This window comes from Pseudomonas graminis, from assembly GCF_900111735.1.
Taxonomy (GTDB): Bacteria; Pseudomonadota; Gammaproteobacteria; order Pseudomonadales; family Pseudomonadaceae; genus Aquipseudomonas; species Aquipseudomonas graminis.
In genome coordinates, this window is sequence record NZ_FOHW01000002.1 from 275,708 (window position 1) to 297,999 (window position 22,292).

18 protein-coding genes are annotated in these 22,292 nt (G+C 60.9%); 9 read left to right on the forward strand and 9 right to left on the reverse strand.

Going from position 1 to position 22,292, the window contains the following annotated elements; all coding sequences use genetic code 11:
- Window positions 1–16: 16 nt before the first annotated feature.
- From BMY98_RS03105 to groL, 4 genes are all read left to right on the forward strand, one after another.
- On the forward strand, window positions 17–748 hold the full coding sequence (locus BMY98_RS03105; protein WP_074884508.1) for a HugZ family pyridoxamine 5'-phosphate oxidase: 732 nt from the start codon (window positions 17–19) through the stop codon (window positions 746–748).
- Between the two features lie 66 nt (window positions 749–814).
- On the forward strand, window positions 815–1,321 hold the full coding sequence (locus tag BMY98_RS03110) for an FxsA family protein (protein ID WP_074884511.1): 507 nt from the start codon (window positions 815–817) through the stop codon (window positions 1,319–1,321).
- Window positions 1,322–1,574: 253 nt separating this feature from the next.
- A complete protein-coding gene (locus tag BMY98_RS03115; protein WP_037014630.1) occupies window positions 1,575–1,868 on the forward strand; it encodes a co-chaperone GroES in 294 nt (97 codons plus the stop codon).
- Between the two features lie 49 nt (window positions 1,869–1,917).
- On the forward strand, window positions 1,918–3,561 hold the full coding sequence (groL, locus tag BMY98_RS03120) for a chaperonin GroEL (RefSeq protein ID WP_065992179.1): 1,644 nt from the start codon (window positions 1,918–1,920) through the stop codon (window positions 3,559–3,561).
- Window positions 3,562–4,294: 733 nt separating this feature from the next.
- On the opposite strand, the gene BMY98_RS03125 is transcribed toward groL, so the two are convergent.
- Entirely contained in the window at window positions 4,295–5,038 is a 744-nt protein-coding gene (locus tag BMY98_RS03125) for a phosphatase PAP2 family protein (RefSeq protein WP_074884512.1), read from the reverse strand.
- A gap of 236 nt (window positions 5,039–5,274) precedes the next feature.
- Here BMY98_RS03125 and colR point away from each other — a divergent pair, with 236 nt between their 5' ends.
- The 5 genes from colR to BMY98_RS27545 all read left to right on the forward strand — a co-directional run bounded on the left by colR (window position 5,275) and on the right by BMY98_RS27545 (window position 9,052).
- Complete coding sequence (gene colR, locus BMY98_RS03130) at window positions 5,275–5,958, forward strand: two-component system response regulator ColR (RefSeq protein WP_074884515.1); 684 nt, start codon at window positions 5,275–5,277, stop codon at window positions 5,956–5,958.
- Entirely contained in the window at window positions 5,948–7,270 is a 1,323-nt protein-coding gene (locus tag BMY98_RS03135; RefSeq protein ID WP_074884518.1) for a sensor histidine kinase, read from the forward strand. The genes colR and BMY98_RS03135 overlap by 11 nt, the downstream gene beginning before the upstream one ends.
- 162 nt (window positions 7,271–7,432) lie before the next feature.
- Window positions 7,433–8,101 carry a class I SAM-dependent methyltransferase gene (locus BMY98_RS03140; protein ID WP_074884521.1) on the forward strand — a complete coding sequence of 223 codons (669 nt, stop codon included), beginning with the start codon at window positions 7,433–7,435 and terminating at the stop codon, window positions 8,099–8,101.
- A gap of 7 nt (window positions 8,102–8,108) precedes the next feature.
- Window positions 8,109–8,828, forward strand: a complete 720-nt coding sequence (locus BMY98_RS03145) for a lipopolysaccharide kinase InaA family protein (RefSeq protein WP_074884525.1) — start codon at window positions 8,109–8,111, stop codon at window positions 8,826–8,828.
- The gene (locus tag BMY98_RS27545; RefSeq protein ID WP_074884528.1) at window positions 8,825–9,052 is read left to right on the forward strand and encodes a hypothetical protein; all 228 of its coding nucleotides are present in this window, start codon (window positions 8,825–8,827) and stop codon (window positions 9,050–9,052) included. Before BMY98_RS03145 ends, BMY98_RS27545 begins: the two co-directional genes overlap by 4 nt.
- A 230-nt stretch (window positions 9,053–9,282) precedes the next feature.
- On the opposite strand, the gene BMY98_RS03155 is transcribed toward BMY98_RS27545, so the two are convergent.
- From BMY98_RS03155 to BMY98_RS03190, 8 genes are all read right to left on the reverse strand, one after another.
- Window positions 9,283–12,363 (reverse strand): multidrug efflux RND transporter permease subunit, encoded by a 3,081-nt coding sequence (locus BMY98_RS03155; protein WP_074884531.1) that lies wholly within the window; start codon window positions 12,361–12,363, stop codon window positions 9,283–9,285.
- Window positions 12,364–12,377: 14 nt separating this feature from the next.
- Window positions 12,378–13,544: an efflux RND transporter periplasmic adaptor subunit gene (locus tag BMY98_RS03160; RefSeq protein WP_074884534.1), complete on the reverse strand. Its 1,167-nt coding sequence runs from the start codon at window positions 13,542–13,544 to the stop codon at window positions 12,378–12,380.
- A gap of 337 nt (window positions 13,545–13,881) precedes the next feature.
- Complete coding sequence (locus BMY98_RS03165; RefSeq protein WP_074884537.1) at window positions 13,882–14,979, reverse strand: DUF1513 domain-containing protein; 1,098 nt, start codon at window positions 14,977–14,979, stop codon at window positions 13,882–13,884.
- A 1-nt stretch (window position 14,980) separates the two neighbouring features.
- Window positions 14,981–16,045, reverse strand: a complete 1,065-nt coding sequence (locus BMY98_RS03170) for an imelysin family protein (RefSeq protein ID WP_074884540.1) — start codon at window positions 16,043–16,045, stop codon at window positions 14,981–14,983.
- Window positions 16,046–16,072: 27 nt separating this feature from the next.
- Entirely contained in the window at window positions 16,073–17,500 is a 1,428-nt protein-coding gene (locus tag BMY98_RS03175; RefSeq protein WP_074884543.1) for a di-heme oxidoreductase family protein, read from the reverse strand.
- 139 nt (window positions 17,501–17,639) lie between these two features.
- Complete coding sequence (locus BMY98_RS03180; RefSeq protein ID WP_074884547.1) at window positions 17,640–18,179, reverse strand: AP2/ERF family transcription factor; 540 nt, start codon at window positions 18,177–18,179, stop codon at window positions 17,640–17,642.
- A gap of 265 nt (window positions 18,180–18,444) precedes the next feature.
- Window positions 18,445–19,800 (reverse strand): imelysin family protein, encoded by a 1,356-nt coding sequence (locus tag BMY98_RS03185; RefSeq protein WP_074884551.1) that lies wholly within the window; start codon window positions 19,798–19,800, stop codon window positions 18,445–18,447.
- 215 nt (window positions 19,801–20,015) lie between these two features.
- Window positions 20,016–22,067: a putative bifunctional diguanylate cyclase/phosphodiesterase gene (locus tag BMY98_RS03190; RefSeq protein ID WP_074884554.1), complete on the reverse strand. Its 2,052-nt coding sequence runs from the start codon at window positions 22,065–22,067 to the stop codon at window positions 20,016–20,018.
- Between the last annotated feature and the right edge of the window lie 225 nt (window positions 22,068–22,292).

A 22,292-nucleotide genomic window follows, 5' to 3' on the forward strand; every position in this document is an offset into this window, starting at 1 on the left:
TGTTCAGGAGCCCCACATGAGCGCCAGCGCCAACCGGCAAGCACGAGCCTTGCTGCTCAAGGAATACCGTGGCGTGTTGTCGACCCATTCCAAGTCGATGCCCGGTTATCCGTTTGGCTCGGTGGTGCCTTATTGCCTGGATGAACAAGGCCGTCCGCTGATTCTCATCAGCCGTATCGCGCAGCACACCCATAACCTGCAGCTTGACGCGAAGTGCTCTTTATTGGTGGGCGAGCGCGGTGCCGAGGATGTGCAAGCGGTGGGGCGCGTGACGCTGATGGCCGAGGCCGAGAAGATCAGTGACGAGGCAGAGATTGAAGCAGCGGCTAAGCGTTACTACCGTTATTTCCCGGAATCCGAGAGTTACCACAGCGCCCACGATTTCGATTTCTGGGTGCTGAAGCCAGTGCGCTATCGCTTTATCGGTGGCTTCGGCGCGATCCACTGGCTGGACGACGCGGCGCTCGCCAATCCATTTGCCGGCGATGCGGAACTCAGCATGGTCGAGCACATGAATGCTGATCACGCCAAAGCCATCGCCCACTACGTTGAACTGGCCGGTTTGCCCAAGACCGAGCCCGCCGCGCTGGTTGGCATCGACAGCGAGGGCATGCATTTGCGCGTGGGGCAAAGTCTGTATTGGTTGGCGTTCCCACAGCCTTGTAATACGCCGACACACGTCCGCCAGGCCTTGGTTCAGCTGGCTCACGCTGAAAAATGGCCCACACTTGAACAGGCCGAGGCTTGAATTAACGACTTTGCGACTTCACGTAAGGTCTACTGGAAGCCTTCTTCCGTCTAGGAACTCACTTTGATGCGCGTTTTTCTTCTGCTTTTATTGCTTTTTCCGGTGCTCGAGCTGTTCGTGCTGGTGAAAGTCGGGATGTCGATCGGCTTTCTGCCGACCTTCCTGCTCGTCGTTGCCGGGTCGATGCTCGGTGTTTTTGTGGTGCGAGTGGCCGGGGTGGCGACCGCGCTGAGTGCCCGGCAAAGTCTGGCCCGTGGCGAACTCCCGGCGCAGCAGATGCTCGACGGTCTGATGATGACCATCGGCGGCGGTTTGCTGGTCCTGCCAGGCTTCATCAGTGACGTGCTGGGCCTGCTGTTCCTGATGCCGTTCTCCCGTCGCCTGATCGTTGGCAAGGTCCGTAACCGCGCCGAAGCCCAGGCCGCGCGCCAGCGTGCGTTTGCCGAGAACATGCACGCGGCAAATTCCGCAGGTCCCATGCACCCCGGCGCTGCCCGTCCTGAAGCACGTCGCCCTGAAGTCATCGAGGGTGAGGTGATCGAAGGCGAATTCGAGCCACTGGATAAAAAGTGATTCAACATCACCACGACAAGGCACCTGCGGGTGCCGTGTCGGTTTTCGCGACCACACTTCCTTCAAAAAATTTCTGGGATCAGCCTTGAATTCGGCTTGCTCGCCCTTATGTATGGGTCACCGCAAGGTTTCTGGCGCGTTTCGTCAGACCGTATTCTGCGGTTCGCTCGCGAACCGTAACCGGCAAGCCCGGATGTTTTAACCCGCCGGTGTCCGCACCGGGCGTTTAAAAACCATAATTAGGAGATCGACAATGAAGCTTCGTCCTCTGCATGACCGCGTCGTAATCCGTCGCAGCGAAGAAGAAACAAAAACTGCTGGCGGTATCGTGCTGCCTGGTTCGGCTGCTGAAAAACCTAACCGTGGCGAAATCCTCGCCGTCGGCAACGGTCGCATCCTGGACAACGGTGAAGTACGCGCGCTGGCCGTGAAAGTGGGTGACAAAGTGGTGTTCGGCCCTTACTCCGGCAGCAACACTGTGAAAGTAGACGGCGAAGACCTGCTGGTGATGAGCGAGAACGAAATTCTCGCGGTCGTCGAAGGCTGAGTTGATACCCCATTTCCCGTTACTACAAAGTATTTAAGGAATAACGATCATGGCTGCTAAAGAAGTTAAATTCGGCGATGCTGGCCGTAAAAAAATGCTGGCTGGTGTCAACGTCCTGGCCGACGCAGTAAAAGCAACGCTGGGCCCTAAAGGCCGTAACGTCATCATCGAAAAAAGCTTCGGCGCTCCGCTGATCACCAAAGACGGTGTGTCCGTAGCCAAAGAAATCGAGCTGAAAGACCGTTTCGAAAACATGGGCGCGCAGCTGGTCAAAGACGTTGCTTCCCGTGCGAACGATGACGCTGGCGACGGTACAACCACCGCCACCGTTCTGGCTCAAGCCATCGTCAACGAAGGCCTGAAAGCCGTCGCTGCCGGCATGAACCCGATGGACCTGAAGCGCGGCATCGACAAGGCGACCATCGCCATTGTTGCCGAGCTGAAGAAGCTGTCCAAGCCTTGCACCGACACCAAGGCAATTGCCCAGGTCGGTACCATCTCGGCCAACTCGGACAATTCCATCGGCGACATCATTGCCGAAGCCATGGAAAAAGTGACCAAAGACGGCGTTATCACCGTTGAAGAAGGTTCGGGTCTGGAAAACGAGCTGTCTGTTGTTGAAGGCATGCAGTTTGACCGTGGCTACCTGTCCCCGTACTTCATCAACAAGCCGGACACCATGGTTGCCGAGCTGGAAAGCCCGCTGCTGCTGCTGGTTGACAAGAAGATCTCCAACATCCGCGAAATGCTGCCAGTTCTGGAAGCCGTTGCGAAAGCTGGCCGTCCTCTGCTGATCGTGGCTGAAGACGTTGAAGGCGAAGCACTGGCGACTCTGGTCGTGAACAACATGCGCGGCATCGTGAAAGTTGCAGCGGTCAAGGCCCCTGGCTTCGGCGACCGTCGCAAGGCCATGCTGCAGGACATCGCTGTTCTGACTGGCGGTACCGTTATCTCGGAAGAGATCGGCCTGAGCCTGGAAACCGCTACCCTGGAACACCTGGGTAATGCCAAGCGCGTTATCTTGAACAAAGAAAACACCACGATCATCGACGGTGCTGGCGTTCGTGCCGACATCGACGGTCGTATCGCGCAGATCCGTCAGCAGATCGGCGACACGTCTTCGGACTACGACAAAGAGAAGCTGCAAGAGCGTCTGGCCAAGCTGTCGGGCGGCGTTGCAGTGATCAAGGTCGGTGCCGGTTCCGAAGTTGAAATGAAAGAGAAGAAAGCCCGCGTTGAAGACGCCCTGCACGCAACCCGTGCAGCCGTTGAAGAAGGCGTGGTGCCTGGCGGTGGTGTTGCACTGGTTCGTTCGCTGCAGGCGATCTCCGAACTGCGTGGCGACAACGCTGATCAGAACGTCGGTATCGCGCTGCTGCGTCGCGCGGTTGAAGCGCCTCTGCGTCAGATCGTGGCGAACTCGGGCGACGAGCCAAGTGTTGTGGTCGACAAGGTCAAGCAGGGTACTGGTAACTACGGTTACAACGCTGCGAGCGGCGAGTACGGCGATATGATCGAGATGGGTATTCTCGATCCGGCCAAGGTGACGCGTTCTGCTCTGCAGGCTGCTTCGTCGATCGCCAGTCTGATGATCACTACTGAGGCGATGATCGCTGATGTCGCTGATGAGAAGGCTGCTGGTGGTGGTATGCCTGATATGGGCGGCATGGGTGGTATGGGCGGCATGATGTAAGCCAGCCGTACCCCGATGTAGAAAAAACCCCGCTTCGGCGGGGTTTTTTTATGGGCGCGGTTTGGGTTTTGTGGACCTTTTCCTATCCATTATTTGTGGCGTGACTTATTCACCTTTCCGCCCTTACGGCGGGTCACTTTTGGCAAAGGCGCCCCAAAAGTAACCAAAAACGCTTTGCTCCTGGTTGGGCCCGACTTCGTCGGGTTCCTTCACTCCGGTCTCGCTCCGTGGGCCCGCGCCGAACGGACATCCATGCCCTGACGGCGCTCTCGCCGCATCCATGCGGCTCGGCCCACTGCGCGAGACCTGCGTTCAGCCTGCACCAAAGTCGCGTTTGGCGGTGACTGGACCTCCTGTGTACGAAGATCAAAAGCAGATCAAAAGCAGATCAAAAGCAGATCAAAAGCAGATCAAAAGCAGATGCAGATCAAAGGCTTCCCGGCTAAAGCCGGTCCCACAGGGTGTACGCGGTGCTTTCAGTGGGACCGGCTTTAGCCGGGAAGGGGCCAGCAGGAGCGCTGGCATTGTTGGACTTGATTGAAGGGGACTGAGCTGATCGTGCCCACGCTCTGCGTGGGCATGCATCCCGTGACGCTCCGCGTCACTCTCGATTTAAAGGGGACTTGCGATTTAAAGGGGACTGATTTATTTACAGCGGATTTCGATTTGATTTAAAGGGGACTGATTTATTTACAGCGCTTTTCCGTAAATTAATCTGTCCCCGGTCGAGCCATCACCCCGAAACCACTTCCCCTCTCAACGCCACATCCTTCTTCTTCGCCGGTCGGTACAGCACGAAGTAATAAGCCCCCAAACACAACAGCCAGCAAAACACAGCTGTCCAGATGTTGTGGGAGAAGAAGTGTGCGCCTTGAAGCATTCGGCCGATGGAGAAGACGGTGCCCAGTCCCGCCGCGAAGATCAGGCCGGCTTTGGCCAGGCGGGGTTTGCGGTCGCGGAAGACGAAGAACAGGGCGAACAAAGTGAAGCCCGTTGCCGCGTGACCGCCGGGCCAGCAGCGGCCGGGTTTGTCGGTTTGCGGGCGCGGGCTGAGGAGTTCGCTGTAGGTTTCCTGGCCGCCGAATTCTTTCAGGCTCCACGGGCACTGCACCGATGTCACGACTTTCACAGGCGTGACGAAGCTGGTGGATAACGCCATCGATAGCACCATGCAGCCCAGTTCACGTTTCCAGGGCTTCAGCGCACTGACGAAGAACGAGGCGATGAAGCTGACGAAGGACAACACGCCGATGGCAATGACGGCCTGTTTGGCGCGGTCATGCAGGATGTCTTCGAGAAAGAAGCTGTGCCGACCGATGAACTCGCCCGCTACCGGGTCGTAGGCCAGTTTGGCGATGTCCATGTCCAGCGAGGTCCATTCCAGCAATATCAGAACGAGGGCGGTCACGGCCGGGATGCCCAGATAAACCCAGAAGTTGATCGGACGTGAAGCGGGCCGTTCAAGTGCGTATGACATGGCAAATCCCGTGTAGTGGGCGAGGGGAGAGCGGTGGGTGCATAGACCCTGAGCGGCGCGTAGTCTGGGCAGGGCGCTGTCGCGGCGCCGTGAACCGCGAGTGAAAAAAACGTTATACACCGCGGTGCTGGCCCTTGAGCGCGCATCGCCGTAAGCTGCCGCCAACTCTGACCTTGTTGAGCGGCATTTCGAGCAGTGCCCCGGGTCTCGCCACGCCGCATAGGGAGAAACACGCCATGAGAATTCTGCTGGTTGAAGACAACCGCGACATTCTGGCAAACCTTGCCGATTACCTCGGTTTGAAGGGTTACACCGTCGATTGCGCGCAAGACGGTCTGTCCGGCCTGCACCTGGCAGCGACCGAGCACTATGACTTGATCGTGCTCGACATCATGCTGCCCGGCATCGACGGTTACACCCTGTGCAAGCGCCTGCGTGAAGACGCGCGTCGCGACACGCCAGTGATCATGCTCACGGCCCGCGACCAGCTTGACGACCGGCTTCAGGGATTTCGCTCCGGTGCGGACGACTACCTGCTCAAGCCCTTCGCGCTGTCGGAACTGGCGGCGCGCATCGAGGCGGTGTTGCGGCGAGCCCAGGGCGGCGGGCGGCGTACCCTGCAGGTCGCCGACCTGATCTACGACCTCGACACCCTTGAAGTGACCCGCGAAGCGCGTCTGCTCAAACTCAACCCGGTGGGCCTGAAATTGCTCGCGGTGTTGATGCAGAAGAGCCCTCACGTGCTGCGTCGCGAAGTCTTGGAAGAAGCCCTGTGGGGCGATGATTGCCCGGACAGCGATAGCCTGCGCAGCCACGTTCATCAGTTGCGTCAGGTGATCGACAAGCCGTTCGCCAAGCCGCTGCTGCAGACCGTACACGGTGTCGGATACCGCCTCGCCGAGGGGCGTGATGGAGTTTAAGCAGAGCCTTGCCCAACGGATCATCATCGCCTTCGCCTTGATGAGTGCGTTGGTCGCCGGGTGCTTCGCGATGGGCATCGTCGCGACGGTGCACCTGGTTGAAGAAAAGCTGATTTCGGCGGGCCTGGGCGGCGACCTGACGCGCCTGCTGCTGATGGACAGCGTTAACGACTGGAACCATCGCCCTGAGCCGGATCAGCTGTTTTACTTCAGCGGCGGCCCGGGGGATTTCGAGTTGCCGAAGGATTTGCGTCATCTGGAGTCCGGCTTTCACGAAGTCTTCCGCGGACCGTTGTCCTACCACGCCATGGTTGAGATCGTCGACGGTCGCCACTATGTCTTGCTACAGGATCAAAGCGATTTCGAAGAGCGTGAGCGGGTGCTGTTCGCCGTCGTGCTGGTGGGCTTTGTGCTGGCGTTGGCGCTGGCGATTTTCCTCGGCTGGATACTGGCGCGTCGGGTGATGGCGCCGGTGGTGCGGCTGGCGCGGCAGGTTCGTCACCGCGATCAGTTGCTCGGCCTTGCGCCGCCGCTGGCCCCTGATTACGCCGCCGACGAAGTGGGTGAGTTGGCAGTGGCCTTCGACGCCACGCTTGGCCGTCTGCGGGATGCGCTGACCCGCGAGCGGATGTTCACCAGTGACGTCAGCCACGAACTGCGCACGCCCTTGATGGTACTGGCGAGCTCCTGTGAGCTGCTGCTGGAAAACCCGGCACTGGACCAGCGCGCACGGGCCCAGGTCGAACGCGTGGCACGGGCGTGTGAGGAGATGCGCGATCTGGTGCAGACCTTCCTGATGCTGGCCCGCACTCAACGCGATGACCTCGCCCTGCATCCACAACTGACCCTGGAAGGTGCCGCCCAGCAACTGATCAGCCTGTGGCGCGAACCGATCGAAAGCAAAGGGCTGGCCCTGGAATACCTGCCGGGCGAGCCTTCCCAGACCGCCTACAACGCCACCTTTCTCTATGCCGTGATGGGCAACTTGCTACGCAACGCGTTGCACTACACCGACACCGGCTTTATCCGCCTCACGCTGCGTGAAAGCGGGTTCATGGTTGAGGATTCCGGTGTAGGCATCCCGGAGGAAAAGCGTGAGGCGATGTTTCAGCCGTTCGTGCGCGGCACCGAGCAGCGCGGGGAAGGTTTGGGCCTGGGACTGTCGTTGGTGCAGCGAATCTGCGAAAACCAGGGGTGGTCGGTAAGCCTGGACACCATGGAGCCTAACGGCTGCAGGTTCAGCGTGGACATGGGTTTGCGCCCTGCGAAAGACCCGATACGTTTGCCTTCGACACATGTAAAGCCGGTGTAAAAGTGCTGAAGGACACTGGCGTATGGCCGTATGCTGGCCCCAAGTCCTTGAATGATCTCGTAACATATCGTCACTTTTTCGGACGTTTTTTTCACATTCATCTGACCTGAACACGACGTAACGCTGCTTAGTTTGGCCCTCTCACTTAAAAGAGAAACGGCCATGAGCAAGCGCATCGAGCTGGATTTTTCACGCAAATACGACGACGAACACGCTAAAAGGTATCTGCGCAAACACAACGATGGACTGGCAAGACGCCTGTCTGATCGCCGCGATAAACAACTGGCGCGCCGTGCCCTTGCATTGGCGGGCGAACCGGGGCTGGTGCTGGACCTGCCCTGTGGCGCCGGACGTTTCTGGCCGGTGCTGGCCGAGAAGGCCAACCGGGTGATTATCGGTGCGGACAACTCGGCGTCGATGGTCAAGATTGCCTGCGAGTCGCAACCCGTTGAGATCGTCAAACGCGTTCAGCCGTTGCAGACATCGGCATTTGCCATCGAGATGCCGGACAACGCCGTCGACAGTATTTTCTGCATGCGCCTGATGCACCACATCGGCAAGGCCGAAGACCGCGCGGTGCTGCTGAAGGAGTTTCACCGGGTGACCCGCGACAGCGTGATTGTGTCGTTGTGGGTGGATGGCAATTTCAAGGCCTGGAAGCGACGCCGCGCCGAAGGGTCGCGGTCGAAACGTGATTACCAGAATCGCTTCGTGCTGCCGGTGGCCACCGTAGAGGCCGAATTTGAAGAGGCAGGGTTTCGGATTCAGGAGCGCCTGGATTTCCTGCCGATGTACGCCATGTGGCGTGTGTATCTATTACGTAAGAGGTAAGAACAGGATGGCCGTGGATTTCGCAACAGAGTTAGCCGTTCCCGCCAAGGACCGCTTCGCCTATTTCTGGAGCACGCGGGGCGAGTGGGTGGAAGAACCCAACGTGCGCCGTGGTGGTGAAAGTGGCGTGCAGCGTGTCGTCTCGGAAAACGGTCGGCTGCTGTATGTGAAGCGCCAGACAGGCCATATCTACCGCAGTTGGTTGCACCCGTTCGGGCGTCCGACCGTGCTGCGCGAGCGCGATGCCCTCGAAGGCCTTCGCCAGCTCGACGTCAACGTACCGCGCATGGTCTTCTGCGGCGCAGAGCGCGATGAGAACAACGAGTGGCGTGCATTGTTGGTTACCGCCTCGCTGGATGGCTTTGACGAATTTGAAAACTGGCTGCGCGCCGGTGGCCGCGAGCAGCACGGCGAAGTGGTGTACGAGCAGATGCTTCAGGAGATCGCCGGCAACCTGGCCCGTATGCACAAGGGGCGCTGGCAGCACAGCTGCATTTACATCAAGCATGTCTTCGTTCGCGTCGTGGGCGAAGGCGCCCACGCCAAGGCGGAAGTCGCGCTGCTGGATCTTGAGAAGTGCCGCCAGCGGCTGACGTCCTATGCCGCCGCTCAGCACGACATGAAACAGTTGCGTCGCCACTCGTCGTTTCAGCCTGCGGACTGGAGCAAGTTGGTCTATTTTTACGAGACCGCGTTTGGCAAGCCCATCAAAGGTTTACAGCGATGAAGTTAGAAATGGCGCGAGGTTTGTTTTTGGTCGGGGCGTTGGGGGTGACTTCCATCGCTTTGGCTGCCTGGGATCAGCCCGGGCCAAAGATCTTGAGCGCAGTGCATGGCGAAGGCTATTGCCCTCTGCCTCGGGTGGCCAAGATGTCTGACACGGCCCGGCCCGATCACGATCTGCTCCTGTTGATGTTCGGCCTGGCCCAAGGGAGCGGACCTCAGGGCTGATTCCTTTCCGTTGCGTTGACCAAAAGGCCCCGAAGACCGGGGCCTTTTTTGTTGCAGACGGGATTGTCAGTGCTAGGCGTGCCTCTTGTACTCAGGGCATCGGCTTGATGGGATCTATCGGCCTGATGTGATCGGTAGGAGCCGGCTTGCTGGCGAACCGGTTACGACAAACGCCGACGATGTATCTGGACGGTCGCGTTCGCCAGCAAGCCGGCTCCTGCAGAATTGCGTCAGGCACCGCTACTCGTATGGGTATCCGCATCGCCAATGGCACTGCTATCGGGCTGCGCATCATCCGGCCGCGCCAGCAGCGTATACACGCACGGCAGCACAAACAGCGTGAACAATGTTCCCACCGACATGCCCGTGGCAATCACCAGGCCGATGTCGAACCTGCTGACCGCTCCCGCGCCGGTCGCGAGGATCAGTGGCACCATGCCGAACACCATGGCTGCGGTGGTCATCAAGACGGGACGCAAGCGTATCGCCGCCGCTTCCTCGACGGCTTCCCGCGCGGTCAGGCCCTTGTCACGGCGCAGCTGGTTGGCGAATTCGACGATCAGAATGCCGTGCTTGCTGATCAGGCCGATCAGCGTGACCAGTCCCACCTGGGTATAGATATTCAGCGACGAGATGCCGAGGAACAGCGGAATCAGCGCGCCGCAGATCGAAAGCGGCACGGTCACCAGAATCACCAGCGGATCGCGGAAGCTCTCGAACTGCGCGGCCAGCACCAGAAAGATGATCGCCAGGGCCAGGCCGAACGTGACCCACAGCGCATTGCCTTCCTGAACGTACTGACGAGAGGCGCCAGCGTAGTCGTAGGCAAAACCCGGCGGCGATTCTTCGATCGCGATCTGTCTCACCAACTCAATCGCCTCAGCCTGACTCACCAAGGGGAACCCGGAGATGATTGCCGAGTTGAGCTGCTGGAACTGATTGAGCTGCCGGGGCCTGGCCCGGTCGCTTACGGTGATCAGCGTCGACAACGGCAGAGTCTTGCCGTCGGCGTTCTTGACGTAGTAATTCGCCAGCCACGCCGGGTTGTCGCGGTAAGCGCGCTCGACCTGGGCGATGACTTTGTAGCTGCGCCCGTCGATGGTGAAGCGGTTGATTTCCGCCTCCCCGAGCAGTGTCGCCAGACTGCCGCCCAGGTCCTGCATCGACACGCCCATCTGCGCGGCTTTGGCGCGGTCGATGTCGACCACCACTTCCGGCTTGTCGAACGCCAGGTCAACGTCCAGAAACGCAAATTTGCCCGAGTCGGCGGCGCGTTTCTTGATGCGATCCGTCACCTCCAGCAGCGCGGCGTAGTCACCCGGTGTATTGATCACGAACTGAAACGGCAGGCCCTCACCCGTGCCGGGCAACGACGGCAGGTTGAAGCCGAAAACCTGCAGCCCGGTGATGCCGTTGAGCTTGGCCTGCACCTCCGGCAGCAGCTCCATCTGCGTGCGGCTGCGCTCATCCCATGGTTTGAGCAGGAACCCGCCGACGCCGGTCTGCACGCCATTGAATCCGTTGATCTGGAACGAGGAGTAGTACTCCGGGAACGCTTTGAAAATGCTGATGAACTGGTCGGTGTACTTGTTCATGTAATCGAGGTTGGTCGGCTGCGGCGCCGTCGCCATCATGAAGATGATGCCCTGGTCCTCGTCCGGCGCCAGTTGCGATTGGCTGAGCTTGAGAAACACCGGAATCAGGCACAGCACCAGCACCGCGAACACGATGACCACCGGCCGCGTATTCAGCGTGCCATGGAGGACGCGCTGGTAGCGGCCCTTCAGGCTTTCGAAGGCGTGATCGAGCTTGTGCGCCAGGCCGCTGGGGTTCTCTTCCCGGCGCAGGAGCACGGCGCACATCATCGGCGACAGGGTCAGCGCGACGATCCCGGAGATGACCACCGCGCCGGCCAGCGTCAGCGCGAACTCCTTGAACAGCGCACCGGTCAGTCCCTCCAGAAAACCGATGGGCGCATACACCGCGGCCAGGGTGATGGTCATCGACACCACCGGCATGGCGATCTCGCGAGCGCCCTCGATTGCCGCATCGAACGGCGTCTTGCCTTCCTCGATGTGCCGGTGAATGTTCTCCACCACCACAATGGCGTCGTCCACCACCAGCCCGATGGCCAGCACCATCGCCAACAGCGTCAGCAAATTGATCGAATAGCCCATCAACTGCATGAAGAACAGCACGCCGATCATCGACAGCGGGATGGTGATCACCGGGATGAGTACCGAGCGCAGGGCGCCCAGGAACAGGAACACCACGACGATGACGATGAGCACCGCTTCGATCAGGGTTTTCACCACTTCATGGATCGAGGCCTGAATGAACAGCGTGGCGTCGTAGGCGATGGACGCTTTGAGGCTCGGCGGCAGTTGGGCTTCGAGCTGTGGCAGGATGCGCCGCACTTCCTTGATCACGTCCAGCGGGTTCGAGCTGGGCGTGCCCTTGATGCCGATGTACACCGACGGCGTGCCGTCGAACGAGCTGACCGTGTCGTAGTTCTCGGCGCCCATTTCCACCCGCGCCACATCGCCCAGCAGCACGCGGCTGTCGCCCACGGTCTTGAGGGGGATGGCCGCGAAGGTCTCGGGGGATTTCAGGTCGGTGCTGGCGTTGACGCTGGTGACCACGTACTCGCCTTTCACCTCGCCTGCTGCGGACAGGAAGTTGTACTTGCGCACGGCCTCGGTGACGTCGCTGGCGGTCAGGCCGAAACCGGCGAGCTTTACCGGGTCGAGCCACAAGCGCATGGCGAACACCTGATTGCCCAGGATCTCGGCCTCGGCCATGCCCGGAAGCGTCGCCAGCTTCGGCTGAATGACCCGGGACAGGTAGTCGGTGATCTGCGGGTTGCTCAGCTCGGCGCTGTAGAAGCTGATGTACATCAGTGCCGAGGCGTCGGCGGCTTCCTTGCTGAGCACAGGGTCTTCGGCGTCCTGGGGCAGTTTGTTCTTGACCTCGTTGGCCTTGGCCAGCAGCTCCGTATAGAGGCGGTCGCTGTTGGAGCCGATGCGCGCATAGATGGAAATGACCGAGAAGTTCTGCCGACTGACCGAGGTCATGTAGTCGATGCCTTCGGCGCTCGCCAGACTCTGCTGCAGCGGTTGAGTGATATAGCCCTGGATGGTTTCGGCGTTGGCGCCGGGGTAAGCCGTGGTCACGGTGATCAGTGCGTTTTCCATCTGCGGGTACTGGCGGATGGTGAGCTTGCTGAACGCCTGAAAACCCAGCAGCACGATCAACAGGCTGATCACGCTGGCGAGTACCGGGCGGCGGATGAACGGGTCTGTAAAGGCCATGATCGATTCCTTGATCAGTCAGCTTTGGGCTGGCTGGTCTGCGCCGCCGGAGTGGTTTTAGCCGCTGTCGCCGGGTCAGCTGCGATAGCCACGGCAGCGCCGTTATCCAGTTTCAGCTGGCCGCCGGTGACCACTTGCTCACCGATTTTCAATCCTTTGCTGATGATCACCAGCCCGCCGCGCCTTTCGCCGGTCTCGACGAAGCGCCGCTCGACCACGAGCTGAGGCTCGCCTTTGCTGTCGTTTTCCGGCTGGCCGTTGGCGTTCTTCTTCGGCACGACGACGTAGACCGAGTTGCCGTACAGCGTGTAGGTGATCGTGCTTTCCGGCAGCACCAGCTGCGGCGTGTCCTGCCCGAGCAGCACCTGCAGGCTGGTGAACATCCCGGGCAGCAGTTGGCTGTCGGGGTTGGGCAGGGTGGCGCGAATCAGCACATTCCGGGTGGTGTCTTCGACCTTGGGGTTGATGGCGCTGATGCGCGCAGTGAACACCCGGTCAGGGTAGGCCGCGACGCTCACCTGCACCTGTTGGTCGAGGGCCAGTTTCGGCAGCATCTGCTCTGGTACGAAGAAGTCCGCGTACAGGCTGGTCAGGTCTTGAAGGGTGGCGATCACCGTGCCGCTGGCGAGGTAATCGCCGACATCCACCTGACGAATGCCGATGGTGCCGCTGAAGGGCGCCAGGATGCGCTTCTTCGCCAGAGAGGCGTTCAGTTGTGCGACGGTGGCCGCGGCTTTCTTCTGGGTGGCGGCGAGCTTGTCGAAGTCGCCACGGGAAATGGCCGACTCACCGACCAGTTTGCTGCCGCGTCCGTACTCCACTTGCGCCAGACCGAGGTCCGCTTCGGCAGTGCCGAGCTGGGCCTTTTCCACATCGCTGTCGAGCTGGACCAGCGGCTGACCGATCTTGACCTTCTGGCCGGACTCGAACTGCACGGCCTTGACCGTGCCCGCGATTTCCAGCGAAAGATCCACGCCTTGGGATGCCTTGAGCGTGCCGATGGCCGGCAGACGATTCTGCCACGGGCGCTCTTCGACAATCGCCACCGCGACATTGATCGGCGGCTTCGGCGCCGTGAATTGCTGGATCTGCTGATAGACCGAAAACGCCTTGTACCCACCCAGGACCAGCACCACGATCAGGACAATGCCCAACATGATCAACATGCGGCGACGCAACATATTCCACTTCCTTGGAAAACCGATGAATCAGGCGAGCACGTTAGTCTTGTCGCGATTTAGTTGCCAGTGGCATTGATTGAATTCGGGGTTAGCGTCCTGCCGGAACCATGGAGGATAGATGGGCATGCCCGCCGCCGTGACATCGCGCTGTCGCCCAGCAAAAACGGTATCTGTAGGAGTGAGCTTGCTCGCGAAGTCAGTATTCCATGCGCTGAAAATCTAGCGGATGTTCCGGCCTCTTCGCGAGCAAGCTCACTCCTACAAGGTGATGTGGCTGCGCGACAGTTCGGCGTCCGGACAACCCGAAGAAGCCCGCGCGGCAGCCGCAGTTCCACCATCAAACCAAATGCAGATGGTTGTCCCACAACCCCGCCGGCAGCTCCAGCGGCTTGGCGACCAGCACTGTCTCGCGGCAGTCGTAGAATCGGCAGCGCCCTTGTCCCGAGGTCACGACAAAGCCATCGGTCACAGCACCGACCCCGGCGCAGTCAGGCAGCGGTGCGTCGAGCTTCAGCGCGCCGCTGTCCAGGTCCCAGATGAAGAAGCGGTTGCCCCTTGGCGCCGTCAATGCCACCAGCCGCAGGTCGTTATGAATGGCGACGCTGGCGGTGTAATGCGCCATGGCCTGCAACTGCTGCTCCGCCACCGGAAAGGCCTGGAACGGCTGGCCTGGTCGCTTGATGGCGAGCAGCTCGGCGGACTCGTGGGAGGGCCCCATGAACTGCTGCCCCGCCACGATGGTGCCGTCGCTGGCAATCGCCATATGCCGCACGCTGTTCATCTGCTGCGCCAATGTCTCTTTGCTCAGCAGGGTGCCGTCGCGCTGCATCAGCACCAGACTGGGCTCCATGGCGTCGAGGTTCATTTCGACGCGGCTCTCGGCCTCGGTGCGAATGCCGCCGTTGGCGACTGCAAGGGTTTCGCCGTCCGGCATCCATGACACCTGATGAGGTCCCACGCCGTGGGTGGAAATCTCCCCGGTGCGTTGCAGCCGCTCATCCACAAATCGATACACGCCCAACAGGCCGCGACCCGGTTCGGTCGTGTCGTTTTCAGTGGCGTACAGCCATTCGCCGTCTTTGTGAATGACCGCGTGGCCGTAGAAGTGTCGGTGGGGTTGCGAGGTGATGGTCTGCAGCAGCCGACCGTCGCGCAGGTCGATCAGGTAACTTTCGGTGCCCGGCCGGCGCGCGACGAACAGGGCGATCGGCAGATTCGGGTGATTGATGATGTCGTGACAGCGCTGGGCGACGGCGGTGGCGAAGACTTGCGTGCCGTCGACGTGATAACCCACGGCGAAGTGCTGGCCGTTGCCGTCGTCCCGCGCGGACAACAGCAGCGGGCTTTCGCCTTTTCTCGCGAACAGCGTCCAGCCGCCAAACGTGACGGCGCTGAGCAGCAGGCTGCCCAGACCCAGAGCCTGACGTCGCAACATATCAGTCACCATCATTGGCGTTGAAGCCCAGTTGAATGCCCAACGCCTTGGCCAGTTCGCCTTCGTGCAGGCGATGAACCACGTTGAGGCTGTCGTAGAAAGCGTTGAGCTGCTGGCGGCCTTCTTCGCTGGCCAGCAGATCGCCGAGCGGCGGTTTCAGCGCGGCCAACTGTCGATTGCTCTCGGCGTAGGCGGCGTCGATCTTGTCGGCCAAAGGCTTCTGCTCCTTGGGCAACAGCCCGCGCAGACCCTTGTTGTCGACGCCGGCCCAGACCGTCTGCGCACTGGCCAGACTCGCCTGCAAGCTGCTGAGCGAGGCTTTGCTGCGCCAGGCTTCGGCCTGAAACGGCTGCGGGACGCCCTTGGTGCCACGGCCGAGCGGGGTGCCGAGCTTTTTCTTCAGCGAGTCCAGTGCGGTCACTTGCACGCGCAGCAACTCGGCAATGGCTTCGTGGGAATCGGCATAACGCTGGTTGGGAAACTTGCTCAACTGAGCGAGCATGCCGTCGTTGCTGTTCCAGCTGCTGAGGATGTCTTCGGCCAACGCCTTCTGACGCTCGCCGATGGCCACCAGCAGCGGGCAGTAGCGGGCTTTCTGCTCGGCATTGGCCATGTCGATGTCGGCGTCGAAGAGGATGTATTCATAGGCCGAGAGGCCCTGAACCACCACGCTGGATTTGCTCAGTTCGTCGGCGCTGATCTGCGGCTGTGCGGTCACCAGTTGCTCCACCTGACGACCGACCAGGTTTTTCTTGTCCGGCCAGAACTGAATCTGCCAGGCGCGATTGCCTTCGGCGAGCGGCCCGATCAGCAACGGTTGCAGCTCGGCCCAGGCTTTTTGCGCGTGGAGGAAGTCGGCCCGGGCGGTGTCCAGGTCGGATTTGCCCTGGCAGTAGGACAGCGCACTGATCGCCAGCTGCCGGTCCGCATCGACCCAACGGCTGTAGGTCGGCAGGATGACCTGACTGGCGATGGCGGCAGACGTCACGGCTTGCGGGTCCGACGGCGCGCACGCGCCCAGTGCCAGTGCGGCGAGGCTGGTGAGCAACAACTTGGGGCGGAACATGCCCGACTCCTTATCTTCAGAAATACGTTAGAGAGAATTCAAGAACGCCAGCAGCGCTGCGCGTTGTTCCGCGTCGAAAGCCAGCACCTGACGTTGCGCCGGCAGTGCCTCGCCGCCGTGCCAGAGTACGGCCTCCATCAGGTTGCGAGCGCGGCCGTCGTGCAGAAACTGCGTGTGGCCACTGACGGCTTGCGTCAGGCCGATGCCCCATAACGGCGGCGTGCGCCACTGCTGGCCGCTGGCCTGAAATTCGCTGAGATTGTCGGCCAGTCCTTCGCCCATGTCATGCAGCAGCAGATCGGTGTACGGGCGAATGACCTGATTCGCCAGTTCGGGTTCGGCGGCGTCGGCGGAGGTGGTGAATTGCGGCGTGTGGCATTGCTGGCAGCCTGCTTTGAAAAACAGATTCTTGCCCGCCAGTACCTCTGGCCCAGCCACGTCACGCCGCGCCGGAACGCCGAGGTTGCGGGTGTAAAAGGTGATCAGCCGCAGGATGTTGTCGCTGACTTCCGGTTCGCCGTTCGGGCCATTGCCGTTGGGCGCGGCAAGGCAGTCGGTCTGTGACGGCGTGCAGTCGTCGACCGGCATCAAGGTGGACGTCAGGCCCATGTCACCTACCAGTGCGTGGGCATTTTGCTGTTCGATGCTCGGCTGCGAGGCTTTCCAGCCGAAGCGGCCGAGGACGGATTTCTGCTGCGCGTCGTCCCAGACCCAGTTGGGTTTACCGGTGATGCCGGTGCCCTGTTCATCGTTCGGGTTGGCGTTGGCCAGAATCGCCGCCTGAGGAATGGCTTCCAGAAGCCCCAGCCCGATCATCGGCGGAGCAATGCGCGCGGAAGCTCGCGTCTGCGGGTGCATCGGACCGTAGCCGGGTTGGGTGATCTGCAGGGTAGGCCGGCGCAGGTGCACCGGGGTGCCGTCGCGAAAATGCACGGTCATTGAGTCGTAATCGACCCGAACCTTGCCCTCTGGCGTCACGCCGGGGATGGCCATGTCCTGGAGTTGCTTGCCATACACCGGCTCGGGTGTCAGGCCCAGTTGCTTGATGTGTTCGGCGAATGCCGGATCGTCGGGAATGGACAGGCGTACCAGCATGGACACGGCGTTGTCGGCGCCGGGCTCGGGTGGGTGGCCGCGGCCGTCCTTGATGTGGCAGTTCTGGCAGGCGTTGGTGTTGAACAACGGACCCAGGCCGTCGCGAGCAGTGGTCGTCGAGGGGGCAATCACCCAGGGGTTGCGGAAGAAACTGTTGCCGACGCTGAAGTCCAGCCGCCGGACAGGCGACAGGTTGGCCGAAGGCAGGGAAAACGCGTTGCGGTCGCTTTTGTTCACGGTGGTGGCGCCGCCAGAGCGAGACTCGCCCGGCTCGGCGGCGGTGAAACGCGGGGCGTCATCGCACCCACTGACGGCCAGCGCCATCAGCAGGAGAAACGAAGGACGGAGCCGCGCAGTCATACAGGTCCTGCAAAAGGGGGGAATTCGGGGCGAGCAAGCTTACCAGCCCCGTGTTTGATGAATAAGAGGGATTAGCGTTTGAAGGTCCTCTCGTAACGTGTTGTTACCAAATGATCGGCTGGCAACGGGCAGGCAACGCTCACGCGCCGGCGATCTCCAGGGCCGGGTTTTCCACGAGTAATTGCATCAGGCGTCGTTCGCCCTCAACCACCTTGAATGACCGGTAATCGCCAATGCCGTCGAGTTGCCGTTCGCGCTCGCGGATCGCCAGCTCCTTGGCCCGCTCATAGCCGTAGTGCTCGACCCTGAACGACTTGGTGACGCTGCTGCCGTTGCGCAGCGTGGTCCGCGCCACCCAATAGGCGATGCCGGTGTAGCAGCGGTAATGCACCCCCGGATAGCCGCTGGTGTTGGTGGCGATGATGCGTTGACGGATGTCGCGGCTGAGCTTGGGCAAGTGTGCCAGCAGCAACTGGTCACGGCACGCGTCTGCGGCCTGTCGTGCCGGATCACGGCCGCCGTAGCGGGAGAATGAAAACAGCCGGTTGAAGGTCCTGCCATCGCGGTAGATCGTCACCTTCCAGGCACGCGGGCCCTTGACGCCGACCAGCAGGTGGATACCGTAATCGTTGGCTTTGAGCTTGCTGACGCGGCGCCTTTTTTTGTTTCTCTTGGGCACTTTCTGTCTCCTCCTGGATAGGGTGGGGTCAAGGAAGTGCGCATGATCGGCGGCGGGGGAGGCGTGTTCAATCCGACAAGGAACGAACAGGAAATGCCCTACAAAGCTTACAGACCGGTCCCCGGATAACGCCGGTTTTGGTAGGGTTTGCAGCTTCGATTGACGAAAAAAATGCCGGCCCGTGGTCGGGTCGGCATTCGTTTGCAGCGGGGCCGGCGTCAGCCGGGTGCTTGTAAGGCTGCGGCCCTACAGGGCGTGAAGCGGATCAGAACTCGTGGTCGGCATTGTCCGGATTCAGGTCAGTGATGCCCAGCTTGCCGGCCGCTTGCTCGATCGCGCCGGTCTGTTTGACCAGCGCGGCGATGGCGTCGCGCACGACCTGGTTGCCCGCTGTATTGCCCGCCGCGATGAGTTGGTCGAAATGCTCGCCCTTGTTGGCATGGTCGACGATGACCTGCAGCTTTGCCTGGGTGGCGTCGAGGTCGGCACGCACGGTCTGGTCGGTCGCGGCGTCGGCCTTGGCCACCAGCGAAGACAGGCTTGGGCCGGTCACTTTGCTGCCGTCGACGCGGGTGTATTCGCCCAGGTAAACGTTGCGGATGCCCAGGCCGTTATAGAAGTGCGAGTTGTGGGTGTTGTCGCTGAAGCAATCGTGCTCGTCTTCGCTGGAATTGGCTTCCAGCGCGACTTTCATGCGCTCGCCTGCCAGTTCACCCAGCGACAGGCTGCCCATGCCGAACAGCATTTTGCGCAGCCCGCTTTCGGCGGATTCTGCTTCCAGCGTGGCGCGGTAGTTGTCAGCGACGCCCGGCTTCCAGTTGTTGACCATCTCTTCGAGGTCGCTCACCAGCAGATCGGTGGCTGCTTTCAGGTAGGCGCGCCGGCGGTCGTTGTGGCCGCCGGTGCCGCCCTGACCTTCGATGTAGTCGCTGGCCGGACGCTCGCCGGCGCCCGGGCCGGTGCCGTGCAGGTCCTGGCCCCAGAGCAGGAATTCGATGGCGTGGTAACCGGTCGCTACGTTGGCTTCCGAACCGCCCAGCTCGTTCAGGCTGGCGAGTTTTTCAGGGGTGATGTCGCTGACGTCAACTTTGTCCTCGCCCACTTGCACCGACTTGTTGGCGATGATGTTGGCGGTGGCGCCCGGATTGCCCAGTGCGTGCTGGTAATCCTTGGCGACGTAGTCGATCAGGCCTTCGTCCAGCGGCCATGCGTTCACCTGACCTTCCCAGTCGTCGATGATGGTATTGCCGAAGCGGAACACTTCCGTCTGCATGTACGGCACGCGCGCCGCGACCCATGCTGCACGCGCTGCTTTCAGGGTCTGGTCATTGGGGGCGGCGAGGAAAGCGTCGACTGCCGTGCTGAGGTTTTTGGCAGTGGATTCGGCGTCGCTGAAGACGGCAAATACCATGTTGGCGTAATTGGCGACCACTGCTTTGGTGGCGGCTTCGCTGGACTGGGCAGGCGCAGCGGCTGGGGTTGGCGCTGTGGCCGGGGCGGCCGCTGCGGCAGGAGCCGGGGCAGGCGCTGCAGCGGCGGGTTTGTCCTTGCCTTGATCACAACCGGCCAGAGCAATAGCGACAGCCAGCAGACTTGCGGTTGCCAGGGGCATACGAATCATGACGGAATCCTGCATCGAGAAGAGGTGTGAACGGTGGCGAACGCCAAAAAATGCTGCGACATAATGCGAAAGATTTGCATTCTGTGTAAAGGCCATTTGCCCAGGCAGTCGGGAGGAGATATTTCAAGCTGTTTCAAGGAGAGGGTTAAGTGGCGGCGTCGGAATGGCGAGGGGAATCTGCGCAGCGGCTGCCTTCGCGTTGAAAGGCAGCTGTTCTAGAGCGCCTCGCTGTGAGTGCGCCGTGCCTGCTTCAGGTACACCAGCAGCTCCCGCGCCGGCAGCGGCTTGCTGTAGAAATAGCCCTGACCCTCGTGGCAACCCTCGGAAATGATGTACGCCTCTTGCTCGGCGGTCTCCACACCCTCGGCAATCACCTGCATGCCCAGGCTTTTGCCAAGCTGGATGATGGCGCGCACGATCGTCGCGTCGTCATCGTCGTCGAGCAAATCCTGCACGAAGCTCTTGTCGATCTTGATCTTGTCCAGCGGCAGGCTTTTCAGATAGCTCAGCGATGAATAACCGGTGCCGAAGTCATCGATGGCGATCAGCGCCCCGGAGCGGCGCAGGCTCAGCAAGTGCTGCGCGGCGGTGGTGATGTCTTCCATCAGGCCGGTTTCCGTGACTTCCAGCTCCAGGCTACGGGGCGGCAGGCGGTAGATCTGCAGCAGGTTGTTCACCACCCGCGGCAGTTCGGCGTGGTGCAGCTGCACGGTGGACAGGTTCACCGCCATGCGCAGGTCGCTGAAGCCCTGATCGTGCCATTCGCGCAGCTGTTTGCAGGCCTGATCCAGCACCCACTCGCCGATGGCGATGATAGTGCCGTTCTGCTCGGCCAGCGGGATGAACAGGTCAGGCGGCACGAAGCCATGTTCCGGATGAATCCAGCGGATCAATGCTTCGACGCCGACCACACTGTGATCCCGATAACTGATCTGCGGCTGATAGACCAGATGAAACTGCTCGCGGGCCATGGCTTCGCGCAGGTCCTTCTCCAGCTCGCGACGACGGCGCATCTCGCTGTCGACGCTGGCGATATAAAACTGGTAGCGATTGCGCGAGCGGGTCTTTGCCAGCGTCATGGTCTGTTCGGCTTTCTGCAGCAGCTTCTCGGTGCTGTCGCCATCTTCGGGGAACAGCGTGATGCCGATGGTGGCGCGCAGGCGAATCTCCTGCTGATCGACGGCGAAGGGCGCTTCCAGGTCGTCGAGAATGTTCTGCGCCAGCTCGGCGGCTTCATAAGGCTGTTCGATATCGGCCTGAACCAGCGCGAACTGGTCGCCGCCCAGACGGGCGAGGGCGCCGAGGCGGCCGCTGTGGCTGCGCAATCGATCGGCGAGGGCCAGCAGCAACTGATCGCCAGCCTGATAACTGAATTGTTCGTTGATGCCTTTGAAGTCATCCAGACCGACGCACAACACTGCGACGCGGTGCTGCGCTTTTCCGGAATCGACGAGGATTTTGTCCAGTTGCTTCTGCAGTTGCAGCCGGTTGGGCAGCCCGGTGAGGAAGTCGTATTGGGCCATCCGCAACAGGCTCGATTCAGCCTCGTGACGCAGCGTGGTGTTGCGCTCGATGGAGGCCAGCAGTTGGTTGGCGGTGTTGACCCAGACCCCCAGCTCGTTTTTTTCGTGGCCTTTGAGCAGAGGCAATTGGTGTTCGCTGGGGCGGTCGGGGTTGATGGTGGTCAGGTGCTCGATGATTCTCGACAGCGGTTTGGTCAGCAGCCAGTGATAAACCAGGTACAGCACCACACCCAATGCCAGCGCGCGCAACACGCCGGAGATGAAGATGATCATCGAGTTGGTGAGGAAGGTTTCGCCGTAGGTGGCAGTGTCCAGTGTGATGCGCAGGTCGCCGTAGTATTCGCTGTACGGGCTGCGGCCGACCAGTTGCGTAGTAAAGCTGCGTTCCTGGCCAAGGATCAGATCGGTCAGCCAGCGGGTGGGGGTGACATCGAGCTCGCGGGATTTCTCGGCGAGCACCGTCTCGTTGGGGTGACCGATGGACGCCTGCCGCACGGCTTTATCCTGAAACAACCCTTCGATGACCTGCATGCCCATTTCCCGGTCCAGGCTGTAAACGGCCTGCGTCGACGGGTCGCGAAACATGTCGAGGATACGCTCGGCATCCGAGGCAACGGCCTGGCGGGTTTTGTACGCGTCGTAGACGATCTGTGCACAACTGAGCACGACTCCCACGATCAGCGCTGAAAGCAGCACAACGCGAAGCAGCTTCACCGACAAGCTGTGTTTGAGTTCCAGCTTCAAATGGCCATTCCTTCATCCATGCTGATAGCAGCCTGAATGCGTGCAAGCACTGGCAATGCAGGCATTCAGATCAGACGCTTCTCGCTTGCGCGCGATTCCATCAATCGGGAAAACAGTTAACAGGCAGACCACTCTGGCTATCCGCACTGTGTCGGTCGTACGCGGGGAAAACTTGAGCCCAGTCGTTTGAATCAGCACGGAATTTGATATTAGTCCGCTATCGCT